The organism is Ferrimonas kyonanensis DSM 18153 (assembly GCF_000425405.1).
Classification (GTDB): Bacteria; Pseudomonadota; Gammaproteobacteria; order Enterobacterales; family Shewanellaceae; genus Ferrimonas; species Ferrimonas kyonanensis.
Map to the genome: position 1 here is coordinate 110,912 of NZ_KE384368.1, position 13,914 is coordinate 124,825.

The window sequence follows — 13,914 nt, forward strand, 5'->3', positions numbered from 1 at the left end:
TGCCAGTATAGGCTCAGGCGGGTTCCGCAAACCAGCGCCTGCACCTGTGCTTAAAATACATCCACAGCAATGTTAATTAGAAATTCGTGATAAAGCCTGTGGAATCGCGATTTCAGCGGATTTAGGATGAGAGTATTGATTGAAAGTACTGATTAATGAGGCCCAGTTGAACACCTCCTACTCCACGGAATACGCCCCTGACAGCAACGGTTTCCTTAAAGGACACGGCCTGGTCGTAACTCTGCTGTTCGTGGTGGCCACCCTGCTGTCTCTTGCGGTGTCCGGAGTTATGATGGCCGGCCTGGTGGTGGCTGGCAGCATCAGTGTGTTCTTTCAGGTTCGGGATAAGGGCGATCACAGCATTCGCTTTGGCGACAACGAGATCAGCGGCATGATGGGCGAACTGGGCGACAGCAACGAGCGCGGTCGGTTGTCATTGAGTTTAAAGGAGATCGACATCGATCGCTCCTACCGCCGCAGCTGGCTCGATAAACTCTGCTTCAGCTACCGCATTCACAATCGCCAGGGTCGCAGTGTCGTCGTCAGCGGAACCCTGTTTGGCCTCGACCAGGCGCCGAAGATTCACCAGGAGATACTGACCACCATTCGCCAATGGCAGATCGATAATGGCGGCATCTCGGCTTTCATCGCCTGAGCACCGCCTCGCCACGAACCCCAGGAAAAGGACACCCTGATGACCAGACCATTCGCCCTGTTACTGCTTGGCCCATTGCTGGCGTCGTGCCCCAGTGTCAACGCCGAGCCGCGCCAATTAACCAGCGAAGCCATCCTCAACTGCGAGACCGGTGCCACTTCCCTGCGCGATGCGCATAAATACCATCAGCCAGACTTCGTCAACCCCCTGTACCGGCTGCAGGAGACCGAAGCCGCGATCCATACCGTCATCAATGCGGTTAAAGACGAGATGATGGATTACCGCTCCGAGCACACGGTGTACTATGAAATGGAACTCGAAGAGCTCGTCGACTCCTCCGGTGATCACAGCCAGCGTATTGAAGAGCTGCGCTCTCTGGTGGATGCCGCCTACCAGGCGCGGGAATACCAAGAGTTGGGCGTCACTTCAGAGTTGCTACCACGATTGCTCACCCGAATAGAAGCCCGCACGGCACAGCAAAAACAGGCCATTAAAGACAATGAGGCCTCTCTCGAACGGTGGATGAACAATCTGGTTGAGCAGTGCTTCAGCAACGTGCAAATATCACCGGAACTCTATCATCAACATTGTCAATCCGATGATCCTTTAACCATCTGCGAAATGCTGCAAGCACTACAGCCTTAAAGGACAGCAATCCGCCCGCTCGCCCGCCCATGGCGGGCCTGACTGCGTCATCGATAATCAGAGTTCAGTGTCAACTGAGAGTCAAGCAGAAAAAAGTGCGGCACTAGATGGTCAAAAACACCGCCAATCAAATAACAACCATCGCAATACAAACACACTTCCACACCTTATTTACCCATGCTGTTCTCTCTATTTTAAATGGCGATAGCATTTTCCATTTATTGAAATTCCAACCCCTATTTACCCTATGACATTTACACTTACGACCCGATACCAAAAAGCCAGGGTTGGTATTTAAAGGCTCACGGAAAGATCGGTCAAAACTCCCTTAACCAAGCCGCTTCTCCGCGACCTCCATCACCGGCGAACTGCGCCACATCACGCCGCCATTGCCACCTCATTGACACCAACAAGGCCGGCAGGCAAGCTGTACCGGTCTAACACAGCAATGTGATTTGCAGATCTCGCAACTGCCTTTTTTCGATTCCGAAAAGTTGGGAGGCCGACGACAAATCAACAACGCCAACTCTTTTTTGTCTCCCAAATCGAACATTTTTCATCTATTTTCTCTGCCAGCAAAACCCTTAATTCCGCATTGCGTATTCTGCAATGCATATTCAAGGACCTCTCATGTTAGACAGACGTTCATTATTAAAAATGGCGGCAGGAAGTGCTGCCCTGACCCTCATTCCCAGCGCCACCTTGCTGGCTAAAACCGCAGGCAAACGGCTGGCAATGGTGTTCGATGTACGCCGCTGCACCGGCTGCCTCTCCTGCAGTGTCTCCTGCTCCATCGAAAACCAGGTCGCTCCCGGCCGTGCCCGCACCCGGGTTACCCAGGCCGCCATCACCGGCGCCAATGGCACCACCACCCTGTCGGTGCCCAATCAGTGCAACCATTGCGAGCACCCCTCCTGTGTCGAAGTCTGCCCCAAACAAGCCACCTACAAGCGCGAGGAAGACGGCATTGTGGTGATTGACTACGACAAGTGCATTCACTGTCAGCGCTGTGTTAAAGCCTGTCCCTACGGCGCTCGCCGCAAAGACACCAAATTCAAAACGCCGCCGGAAAAATGCAATTTCTGTATCCACCGCCTGCAACAGGGGCTGCTGCCAGCCTGTGTGGAAACTTGCATCGGTGAGGCTCGTGTGTTTGGTGATCTGAATGATCCAAACAGCGACATTGCCAAGCTGGTTCGTGACAATTCGGTGTATGGCATGCTGCCCGACTCCGGCAATCTGCCCAATATTCTCTACATCGGCCTGCCTCAGCCCAGCGATGACAAGGGCATCCTCACTCTCAATCACCTGGACTGGCAACGATAGGACCTGAAGATGGACAGAAGAACCTTTATCACCCGCGCCGGACTGGTGTCCGCCGCCGCCGCAACCGGCACCGCCTGCAGCAGCCACACCGCTCCTGCGGCCCTCAAGGTCAGTAAGACCAACAAGCGTTTTGGCAATCCTCTGCCAACCGAAGCCCAGTTGGGCGCCGACGGCAGCCTCAGCAAAACCGCCGGCATCCGCACCATGTACACCCGCTGCTTTACCTGCAACAACATGTGTGGCCTGCGGGTACGCATTGATGAAGCCAGCGATACCGTTCTCAAGGTCGGTGGCAATCCCTATTGTGAGGTCAACTCGGGCTCGCCATTCCCCCTGAGCATGCCGGTGCGCGACAGCTACGTAGCCCTGGCGGGCAACCAAGGGCTGGAAAACCGCGCCACCACCTGCGGTAAAGGCGCCAGTGGCGTTAACTGCGTCGACGACCCACGCCGGGTGACTCAGGTGTTGAAACGTGCCGGTAAACGCGGTGAAGGCAAATGGATCAGCATCAGCTACGAGCAGGCACTAAAGGAGATCCTCGACGGCGGTGACCTGTTTGGCGAAGGTCAGGTGGACGGCCTCAGGGCCATTCGCCAGTTGGACAAGCCAGCGGTACCTGGTCAGCCGGAGTTTGGCTCGGCGGCCAACCGCCTGTTTGCCACCTTCAATGAAGAAGATACCCTGCGCGGCAGCCTGTACGCCCGCTTTATGCGCCAGGCCTACGGCACCGCCAACCTGGTCACCAAGCACGCCTATTGCGGCGCCCCCACCGGCATCGGCTTCGGCATTGGCCTTAACCCTGGGCTGGAACCCGGACTCAGTGACATTGACTGGGACAGCGTCGAGTACGCCCTGTTCCTGGGAACCGCCCCAGGGGCCTCCGGCGCCAGCCTCAACCGCCTTGGCCGCGGCCTGGCGGATGCCCGCACCGACCGCAAACTCAAATACACCTGCGTCGATCCGCTGCTGCGCACCACCGTCGCCAACGATACGCGAGGCCATTGGCTGCCGATCAAACCGGGTCGTGACAGCGCCTTTGCCTTCGCCCTGATTCAGATCATGCTCAGCGAAGGCTGGTTTGATGCCGAATTCCTGTCGATCCCCAACGCCGGTGTGGCCAAAGCCAAGGGCGAAGTTAACCGCGCCAACGCCTGTCACCTGGTGGTGATGGAGAAATCCCACCCTGACTACCGAAAACTGGCCAAGGCCAGTGACTTTGGTCTCGGCGGCGAAGAGCCCGTGGTCATAAGCGACGGTCAGCTGGTGTCCGCAGACAAAGCCCAGAAAGGGGAGCTGTTCACCGACGCCAGCTTTACCGACGCCAATGGCCAACCGGTACGACTGGCCGCGTCCCTGGCGCTGCTGAAACAGGAAGCGGATCGCACCTCTCTGAGCGAATACGCTAACGCCTGTGGCATCAGTGAAACCGAAATCCGCCAGGTGGCCAAAGATCTGAGCCATCATGGCCGCCGCGCCTGTGTGGCCACCAACACCGGCGCCAACAGTGGCGATGCCATCATCATGGGCTGGCTGATTGCCACCCTCAATACCCTGATTGGTGCCCACGACGCCAAGGGCGGCGCCATCTACGGCAACGGCGCCTACTGGGGCTTTGAAGGCAACTACAACCTCGGTGGCTTTGATGGTGAAGTGGACACCAGCGAGGTGATCAACGTCTGTCGTGCCGGCGCCTACGAGGGCTCAACCGAGTACCAACAGAAGCTGGCTCGCGGCGACAGCCCCTACCCCGCCAGCGACATGTGGCACAACCTAGTCCCCGGCTACGCCGCCGGCAATGCCGCCGAAGCCCTGACCGCCCACACCAACGGCAATCCTTACAGTGCCAAGGCTTTGGTGAACTGGCGCAGCAATGCGCTGTACAGCGCCTCCTCCATCAATCACAAGGTGGAACAGACGCTGGCGGATCCGGCTCGACTGCCGCTGTTCGTTGCCATCGACTGCTACATGAATGAAACCAACCGCTACGCCGATTATTTCATTCCTGATCGAGTGATGTTTGAGGAGTACGCCGCCGATCGCATGTGGGGCGCCTTCAATCTGGGCGTGGTCGCCGGAGCGCCGCTGGTCACCCCAAGAACCGTGAAGAATGCCGCTGGCCACCACGTGTGCATGGAGCAATTTGTGATCGACCTGGCCATGGCCATGTCACTGCCCGGCTTCGGTAAAGGCGCCATTGCGGCCGCCGACGGCCGTAAGGTCGACCTGCTTGCATTTGAAGACTGGCATGCCCGCTATCTGGCCAACGTTGCCGCCCAGTGCAGCACCCTGCCGGCGGTCAGCGATGAAGATCGTCAGTGGGCTGCGCTGGACTACTCCATGACGCCGCTGCGTTCACGCCTGAACGATGTAGAAGCCTCCCAGGTAGAAGCCTTGCTATCCCGGGGCGGGTACTACGAAAGTGGCGAACGCTACGACGGTGACTTCATTAATGGCGGTGGCGGCAAACTGCTGCAGATCTACAACGCCGATATGGCTCAGTTGCGTCATTGTCACTCTGGCGAGTACTATCCTGGCACCCCGGTATACCAACCAAACCGGTTCTGGAACGGTGACAGCTGGGAGCAGCACTGGCCAGCCAGCGACTACCCGTTGCTGTTCTCAAGTTACAAGCCAACACTGCGTTCCAACTACTCCGCCGCTTTTGATCGCTGTGCCGAGCTAACGCCGACCAACTTCGTCTACCTGCACAGTGAAACCGCTGCGGCTCAGGGGCTGAAAAACGGTGATACGGTTCGAGTGATCAGTGGTAATGGCACCCCGGCTGAAGGGGTGGTACAGGCGGACAGTGGCGTCGCCAAGGGTGCCGTGTGCGTATCCCATACCTTTGGTCACAAGCAGGCCTATGGCGCCGATAGCCGCAGCATCGACGGCCAGGTTCTCGAGGGGCTACCCCATCGTGGCGGCGGTACCGCGGTTAACCAGATGGTGCCGCACGATCCGACCCGCCCCGGAGAAGTCAGCATGCTCAACGACTATTATGCTGGCACTAACTGCCGTCACGGCATTCCGGTGCGCATCGAAAAGGTGAACGCCTAAACGTTAATTCCATCCGCCAGCCCCGTCTTTAGACGGGGCTTTCTTTTATGGCTCTCTCACACCCAAAAGGGGAGCTCGCGCTCCCCTTAAACCCAATTGCGTTCAGTTACAGCCGGTAGCTGAGGCTAACGGTAACGTTACGCTCTTCGCCGGGCATGCCGCCGAGGAACATCGCCTTGCTGTAGTAGGCTTCGTTGAACAGATTGTTGACGTTCACCTGCAGTTTCCAGTCCTGGGCATCGTAGCTCAGGGCAGTGTCTACCACGGTGTAGGCCGGCACGTGGCCATCGGGAATACCAAATGAGCTGGAGTGGGTGCTGCGCTCATCCACGTAAGTGGCACCCAGGCTCAGCTTCAGCGGGCTGGCCAGATCCAACCACTGCGCCGCATAGGTAACCCAAGCGCTGCCGGTGATCTTTGGAATCCCTTTCTGAGGCGTATCGAAGCTGTCGCGGTTAGGATCTTTTTTGTCGCGGGCGTCCTGATAGACACCGTTGAGGTTGATCATCCACTGCTCGTTGAGGTGGGCATTCAGGTCCAGCTCCACCCCCTTGGTTTCCTCTTCACCGTCATACAGAGTATCGGGCACGCCGGGCTGAGGGTTGTCCTCATCGTACAGCGGGTTGGTGTACTCCAGATTGGTTCGAGCACTCTCAAACACCACCAAAGAGGCCAGCATCTGGTCATCAAACGCCTTCAGGCGAATACCAAAGTCATTGCTGATGGACTCGGAATCTTGTCGGTCAGACTCATCACCGGCGATACTGCCCAAAATGCTGTAGGCGGTGCGGCCCTTGGAGTGGTTCAGGAACAACGACAGGTTGTCCGTCGGCATGTAGGTAATGCCGAGGTTATAGGTGACGCCGTTGTCGGTGGTGTCCTTCTCGGCCGTAGCGGCGGCGCGGCTGGCGCTGTACCTCGGGTCCACCCCAAAATGCTCGTAGCTTTGCTTAATCTCGTTGAACGCCACGCCGATGCGGGTGGTAAAACCATACTCCAGATAGGCCACATGCTGCAGACCCACGCCCCAGGCGCTGACGGTCTTGTTGTAGTTGGCGGTCAGCAGCGGATCGTAATCTTCGAAACTGCCGCTGCCCCAGTTGGGGTTACGAATGTCGTAGATGTACGGCAGGCTGCCCTGATAGATGAGGTTGCCCTCTTTATCGTAATTCTTCTTGTCGGCATCGTAGATGGAGTACTGCTTAAATCGGATGTCACGATCTTCGTAGTTGGCGTTGACCAACAATTCGTTGTCGATGCCACCCAACTCAAAGTCATAGCGAAGGTCGGCGAAATACTGCCAGGATGACTCATCCGCTTCCACTTTGCGGTATTCCTGGCGACGGGCAGCGTAGGGATACAACACCCCGTCTTCCACCAAAGGCGCCCGAGGGTCGGCGTTGATGGTGCCGCGACGGTCCCAATAGACGTAGTTGTAGGCACCGGTCTGGCGGGCAAAACCGGAGTCGTAGTTGCGGTATTGCAACTGCTGGTTCAAAAACAGATTCGGCGTGAAATCGATGTTATGGGTCAGTTTGAAGCGAATCTCTTCCCCTTCGTTGTCCTTGGCCATGGGCGAGATCAGATCGGCATCCCCCAGGTTAAAGGGTTCCAGACCATCGGTGGCCGCCAGCGAGTCGGCCAACTGCTGCCGCTGTTCGTCGGTCAGTTGCAGGCCGGTGCCGTCGGGATCGTTAATCAGATCTTCCCAGCTGACCTCTCCGGCACCCTTGCCGCCGACGGACTCGGCGTTGTAGATGCGGATCGGATGCCCGATAGAATCCACGGCAATGGCGTCTTTGATGTAGGCCACTGACAACATCAGATCCTGATTATCACTGAGCAGGTATTTCAACGAGGAGTAGATTTCATCCCGGTCGGTTCCGACGCCGCGATAGCCATCGCTGCGGGCGGTTTTCGCCACTACCCGATAGGCCAGGTTGTCGGTAATGCCGGCGGTGCTGTCCAGCGCCAGGGAATAGGTGTCCCACTGCCCCGCTTCCACGGTTACTTCGTGGCCAGACTCAAACTCCGGTTTCTTCTCAATCAGGTTGATGACGCCGCCGGCGCTGCCCATGCCGTACAAGCCGGTTGCCGGGCCCTTGAGCACCTCGATGGACTCGACGTTGGTCATAGAGCGAGTCGGGTTGAAAGTGTTGCCCAACCCAGCACCGCCGTACATGCCATCGTAGGTGTAGTTGGCCCCCAGGCCTCGAATCACCAGGTTGTCGCCGATGCCATAGTTGTTACCGGCCTGGGTCACGCCACTGATGTTACGCACCAGGTCCTGAAGGTTGTCGGCCCCCTGAGCCTGAATCAGCTCCTGATCCACCACCACCACCGCGGCGGGGGTTTCCATCAACGACATGTCCGATTTGGTGGCCAGACCCGAGTTCATCACTACCTGATTTTGACGGCCATACACGGTAATGGTCTCTGTACCTTCGGCCGTCGCGGCCTCTTGTGCCATCGCTACCGGGGCGGCCAGGGCCGAGGCACAGGCAACGGCCAAAACTGAATAACGAAACTGTTTCATCACTAACCTCTTCTTGATTTGGCGCGAATGGTAACAACTCTCATTACCATTTCAATTTGCACCATGAAGAGGCCAGGTCAGATCAGGCTAATACCATGATATAGGTGGGGTTTTATTGATTGAAAACAGAACGATTCCAGTAAATGCCTTTGATTAATTGTTAACAGAAGGTGAGAAAAGACGAGCCTCGAGGTGGATTCAAACGGCATTCAATACCAAGTTGCAACATAGTAAAGATTTGTTTGAATCGCACCTTAGCAGCAATCAAGATCACAGAGTCACCGCAAAATGCGACAGGCGGCACCACCGCGTTCAGTGGCGCCGCTCAACCTCACGCCATCAGTTCGTTAAGTTCAAACAACCCCTGGCGGCGATAGGGTTCCGCCAAGGCAAAACGGCTGTGACTGCCCAGGCCGGTGTGCAGGTGCAAGGCCTTGTCCATGGCTCGTTGAACCTCCCTGCCCTTGTGGTAATCGGATGGCAGCTCGGCAAACCCTGGGCATAAAGCCTGCTGTTCCTGTTCGGACAGACGCTGGCTGAAATGCTGACCGGAGAACGTCATCTGGCTGGTCAGACAGTCCATCGCCTGCTCTTTTTTCTGCCACACGGTCGCCAGCGACACGCTGCAATTGGGGCGAGACGGCGACATGTAGTACAGGGTGGCCACCGGGTGTGGAGACAGTTCCGGCATCGCCTCCAACCCATAGTCCCGTCCGGCCAGCGCAATGGCCTCCAGAATCAACCCCATGGCCGGACGCCGATCCGGATCAAGGTCCTCAAAGCTGTGCTGCGGGTCCTGGGTAATGATGATGTCCGGGCGGGTCTCCCTAATCACCCGGCACAGCGCCAGTTTGTAGTCGCGCCGAAGATCGACTCCACCGCGCTCAAAGCCATTAAAGAAAAGCCGCTCGACGCCGAGCACCTCCGCCGCCTGGTGCAGGTCGCGCTGCATCTCCGGCCGGGCCAGCATGATGGACGCAAACGAGTGGCCTCCATTGGCGGCGTTGATGGCCAGCGCCCCGCCGCACTCCACCATCTCCATGCCGTAGACGCCCAGCAGCAAGATTCGTTGACTCATGACACTCTCCTAAAATTGGTATTGGTAGTTCAGTTGCAGGTTTCTGGGGATCCCCAGCGTCTGTTTCGGCGACTGCTCCGAATCCGGCACCGACTTGCCGGGATTAAACACGGCGGCGGCGTACTCCTCATCCAAGGCATTTTCCAGCCTCAGCTTCAGGGTGTGGTGCTGGCCCCAGCGGTAACTGCCTCCCAACTCCAGCAACCAATAGTCGCCGGCATCGGTGGCATAGTCGGTAAATTCGCCGGTGTAGGAGACAAACAGGTACAGGGACAGAGCGTCGATGGGGGTGTGCTCCAGCCGGGTCGAGGCCAGCCACTTCGGCACCTCTTCAATCTGCTCGCTGCTGCCTTTCTCACGACTGTCGGCGTAGGTCACATGCCCCTGCCAATGCCACAGGTCGCTGCCCTGCCAGGCCAGGTTAAGCTCCGCCCCTTGGGTCTCAACTTGGTTATCCAGGTTGTCGTACTTATTGCCCTTAACGCCGATAAGATCGTCGACCCGGCGCCAGAACAGGGTCGGTTCCAGCAGCCAGGCATCCTGCTGCCAGCTCAGGCCCAGGTTGAGGTTCAGGCTCTGCTCCGGATCCAGATTCGGGTTTCCAATCAAGCCCCCCTCCCGCTCCACCGAGTACAGCTCTTCGGCGCTGGGCAGGCGAAAACCGGTGCCGGCCGATGCCCGCAGCAACCAGTGGGCATTGACCCGATGTTCGCCGCCCAGGCTCCAGTTGAGGCTGTCACCGGCGGACTCGATGTCGCTGTAGCGCAGCCCCACAGCCATCGACGTGTCGGCAAGGGCCTTAAATTGCGGCCGATATTGGGCAAACAGCGACCGCACCACCTCGGTATCGCTGACAAACTCCATCACCTCGTCCTCGCCTCGGTAACTTTGAAACTCGGTGCCCATCAACCAGCTGTCACCGTTGTCCTGGGTCAGCTTGGCCGATAACTTCAGACCATAGTCCTCGAACCCCCAGTAGCTGTTGTCGTCCACCACAGTCACTTTGCCTGCTTCATCTTGGTCGATGCGAGTGTAGTAACTGTCCCAACCGTGGTAATAGCCTTTGAGCAACAGTTGCAGTTGATCGCTGGCCAGGTACTGATACTCGGCGGTGTAGATCTGCTCCCGGCGCTCGTTGTTGCTGTCGATGGTGCCGTAGGTGCGCAAACGCTCTAGGTCGCCATGGTTATACTGGGCCAATACCGTCAACTGGCTGGCATCGCTGATGACCCAGCGCAACTTGGTCCCGGCATTGGCGACGGTGTAGCCGCGTTTTTTATCTCCCGCGGCGGTCCAGTGAATGTCCTCGTCCCGCCACAACTGGAAGCCCTCACTGGTGGTGGCCGAACCAAACACCGACCACTTCAGGGCATCCACGGCGGTGGTGTAGAACAGCGAGCCGCTGGCGGTCTCCAGGGTATCGCCACCCACGGAGACAGTGCCTTCGGTTTCGCCCTGGTAGTTTCGGGTTACGATGTTGATCACCCCGGCAATGGCTTCGGTGCCGAACACCACCCCCTGGCCCCCCTTGAGCACTTCGATGCGCTCGATGATGTTGGGGTTGAGGCTGTCCAGGTAGATGCCACCATAGAGGCGGTTATTGATGCGGTTACCGTCAATCAACCACAAAATGTCCTGCTTGCGCGAACCCTGCAGCGAGGCATAACCGGCGTCGTAACGCCCTCTGGCCCCGACCGCAAACAGGCCGGGAACAAACTGATTCAGCAGGGTATTGATGTCGCCCTCACCGATGGACTCAAACTGGTCGCGATCGATGACTACCAACTCCGCACCCAGTGCGGCCTGATCCCAGGCCAGGTTTTCCTCTAACGACCGATACTCTACGGTGACCACTTCGTCCACTTCCATGGCCACCGACGAGGCAGCCAACAACAGGGGGGTTAACATGTTTTCTCCAGGGGTTAGTTATCGGGCAGCGCCCAGAATGCGCACCTGACGTTGTCCGTCGGTGCCGGTATGAATCTCGGTGTCGACACGAAATGCCTGTCGCAACAGGGGCGGCGTCAGCACCTGCTCCTGTGTGCCGTAGGCCAGCACTCGGCCCTCTCCCAGCAGCAGCAAGCGGTCGCACCACTGGGCCGCCAGGTTCATGTCGTGAAAACTGGCGACCACCGACATTGGCCGCTGGCGAATGCGCGCCAGCGTGGTATAGAGGTGATACACATCCAGGTGGTTAGCGGGCTCGTCCAGTAGCAGCAGCGGCGTATCCTGCAGCAGCGCCTGAGCAATCATGGTGCGCTGCACCTGGCCGCCAGAGAGGCTGTCCAGCGGCCGTTGTCGCAGGGCCAGCAGTTCGCACTCGTGCAGCACCTGCTCCAAGGTGCCCCGGTTGCATCCCCTGGCCGGACTGGCGCCCAGCGCCACGGTCTGCTCGACCGTCAGTCCGCCGCTGGGCTGATTGTGCTGCACCAGAATCGACACCTGCTCGGCCCGATCCAGCGGGGCCATCTCTGCCAGAGAGGCGCCGGCGAAACAGACTCGGCCACGGCTCAGCGGCCACAAGCCGGCAATGCTCTTCAGCAGCGAGGTTTTGCCACAGCCATTGGCCCCGAGCAGCCCCAGCCACTGCCCCGAGGGCAGCTGCAGACTCAGATCCGTCACCAGTTGGCGGTGACCACGCTTTAACTCCAGGGTATTAAGCTCCAGCATCGGCCTGCCTGCGAATCAGTAGTAAAATCAATGGCACTGTCAGTACCGCCATGGGGACGGACAACGGCAACTCTTCCGGCGCCAGCAGCAAACGACACAAGCCGTCGACCCCAACCGTCACCATCGCTCCGAGCAGCGCCACCACAGGCAACCAACGTCGGTGCAAGCCGCCCACCCACATGCGGGCCAGGTGCGGCACCAACAGCCCCACGAAGCTGACCGCACCGGCGGCCGCCACCGACAGCGCGGTCAATACCAGAATCACCACCGCCACCGCCCGGCGCTCAAACAGGGGATGCAGACCCAAGGAACGGGCTTTGTCCTGCCCCAGCAACATCAAGTCGAGTTTTACCGTTCGCCATCTCAGCCAGATCATCGCCAGCGGCAAGGCCAGCAGCAGCGGCAACGATCGCTCTAGGTCGGCGCCAGCCATGGAGCCCATTAACCAGCGCAGGATCTGCCCCAGGGCACGATCGTCTCCCAGCAGCATCATCAGGGTGGTGAGCGACGACCCCAGGGCGCTGATGGCCACTCCACACAGGATCAGCGCATAGGGGGACAGGGATAAACGGCCATAACTGGCCACCGACATCACCATGACAAACGCCGCCAGGGCCCCCAACGTCGCCAGCACCGGAGTGGGCAATGACCAGGCCAAGGTCAGACCGGTGACTGCCGCCAGGGCCGCACCGTTGGCAATCCCCAACAGATAGGGATCCGCCAGCGGGTTTCGAACCAGCGTCTGGGTAAGCGCGCCAGCCACCGACAACGCCGCCCCCACCAATGCCGCCAGCAACACTCGCGGCAGACGCATCTCGACAATGACGACTCGAATCAAGGGATCGCCGCTGCCGGACCAGACTGCCTCCCACGCCTGTGCCACAGGAACGGAGACTGCGCCTTGAGTCAGGGCCCACAGCGACACCAGCAACAATCCCAGCACCAACCACAGACAATGCACGCCAATACCCGTACTCATGACTGCCACGCCATGACGGCCCGGTGAGCCTTGTCGATGCCATCGATCATCCTCACTCCCCCCACCGTCTCGGAGAACGACAGGGTGTCCAGGTGCAGATGGCCAGAGTCGTACAGACTTTTCAGATAGGGAGATTGATGAAGAAACTGGCGTTTTTTGAGTTGCGGTGACCAGTTGGAGTCCACCATCAAGATGATCTCCGGCCGGGCGGCCAATACCGCCTCCCAGGAGAGATGACCCCAGGCACGGCCGATACCGGCACCGACATTAACGCCGCCGGCGGCCTCAATGAGCAGATTGCCGATGCCGCAACAGCCGGCCACATAAGGCAGTTCATACTCTCTTAACCACACCAGCATCCGCGGCGCCCGAGCCGGTGGGGTGGTGGCAATCTCGGCCAGGCGCTGACGCTGGCTGGCGATCCAGGCTTCGGCCACATCTTCAGTACCAGTGAGACGACCCAACTGCCGCATATCGGTAAACACAGAATCAACGCCCACCGCCTCCGGCGCACACACCGATTCAAACAGGTAGGTTTGCATGCCTCTTTGCTGCCAGCGCTGCCTGGGGCCAATGCCCATGTCTCGGTAGGCACTGGCAAACCCGGCCACCAGCAAGTCAGCCCCGGACAACAACACCTGCTCGGCACTGGGGTACTCCCGACTGAGCACGGGAATGCCCTCATAGGCGTGCTGTAGTTCCGGCTTTACCGCTTCATCCAGGTAGGCGGTCCCAATCAGCTTAGGCCCCAGTCCCAGGGTCAGCAGCGCTTCGGTGGCATGCTGGTTCAGCGCAATGATTCGCTCGGCAGGCCGATGCTGGTCCATCGGTTGGCCACAGTTTTGCCAAGACACTTCGCCCTGCGCGGCTAAGGAGGTAAAAAATAAAAATAACGTTATCAGGTATTTATGCTGCATCAAATCGCCCCGCCAAAAAGTATGACGATCTTTATAAAGTTCATAACTTGA

Annotated in this window: 10 protein-coding genes; 4 read left to right on the forward strand and 6 right to left on the reverse strand. The window is 58.6% G+C overall.

Translation table 11 applies throughout. The features are described from left to right. Positions 1–139 precede the first annotated feature (139 nt). From H598_RS0121090 to H598_RS0121105, 4 genes are all read left to right on the forward strand, one after another. Positions 140–655, forward strand: coding sequence for a hypothetical protein (locus tag H598_RS0121090; RefSeq protein ID WP_028114780.1), 516 nt, complete (start codon positions 140–142; stop codon positions 653–655). A gap of 39 nt (positions 656–694) precedes the next feature. Further along, complete coding sequence (locus tag H598_RS0121095; RefSeq protein WP_028114781.1) at positions 695–1,300, forward strand: hypothetical protein; 606 nt, start codon at positions 695–697, stop codon at positions 1,298–1,300. A gap of 630 nt (positions 1,301–1,930) precedes the next feature. Then, positions 1,931–2,626 (forward strand): 4Fe-4S dicluster domain-containing protein, encoded by a 696-nt coding sequence (locus H598_RS0121100; RefSeq protein WP_028114782.1) that lies wholly within the window; start codon positions 1,931–1,933, stop codon positions 2,624–2,626. 9 nt (positions 2,627–2,635) lie between these two features. Then, positions 2,636–5,683, forward strand: coding sequence for a molybdopterin dinucleotide binding domain-containing protein (locus tag H598_RS0121105; protein WP_028114783.1), 3,048 nt, complete (start codon positions 2,636–2,638; stop codon positions 5,681–5,683). Positions 5,684–5,789: 106 nt separating this feature from the next. Here H598_RS0121105 and H598_RS0121110 read toward each other — a convergent pair whose 3' ends face one another. The 6 genes from H598_RS0121110 to H598_RS0121135 form a co-directional block, all read right to left on the reverse strand. Beyond that, positions 5,790–8,219 carry a TonB-dependent receptor gene (locus H598_RS0121110; protein ID WP_028114784.1) on the reverse strand — a complete coding sequence of 810 codons (2,430 nt, stop codon included), beginning with the start codon at positions 8,217–8,219 and terminating at the stop codon, positions 5,790–5,792. 331 nt (positions 8,220–8,550) lie between these two features. Then, entirely contained in the window at positions 8,551–9,297 is a 747-nt protein-coding gene (locus H598_RS0121115; protein ID WP_028114785.1) for a PIG-L deacetylase family protein, read from the reverse strand. A 9-nt stretch (positions 9,298–9,306) separates the two neighbouring features. Further along, positions 9,307–11,205 (reverse strand): TonB-dependent receptor plug domain-containing protein, encoded by a 1,899-nt coding sequence (locus H598_RS25180; protein ID WP_051252927.1) that lies wholly within the window; start codon positions 11,203–11,205, stop codon positions 9,307–9,309. 18 nt (positions 11,206–11,223) lie between these two features. Further along, complete coding sequence (locus tag H598_RS25185) at positions 11,224–11,967, reverse strand: ABC transporter ATP-binding protein (protein WP_051252928.1); 744 nt, start codon at positions 11,965–11,967, stop codon at positions 11,224–11,226. Beyond that, positions 11,954–12,946 carry a FecCD family ABC transporter permease gene (locus H598_RS0121130; protein ID WP_028114786.1) on the reverse strand — a complete coding sequence of 331 codons (993 nt, stop codon included), beginning with the start codon at positions 12,944–12,946 and terminating at the stop codon, positions 11,954–11,956. Before H598_RS0121130 ends, H598_RS25185 begins: the two co-directional genes overlap by 14 nt. Next, a complete protein-coding gene (locus tag H598_RS0121135) occupies positions 12,943–13,773 on the reverse strand; it encodes an ABC transporter substrate-binding protein (protein ID WP_169629327.1) in 831 nt (276 codons plus the stop codon). The genes H598_RS0121130 and H598_RS0121135 overlap by 4 nt, the downstream gene beginning before the upstream one ends. Positions 13,774–13,914: the final 141 nt, after the last annotated feature.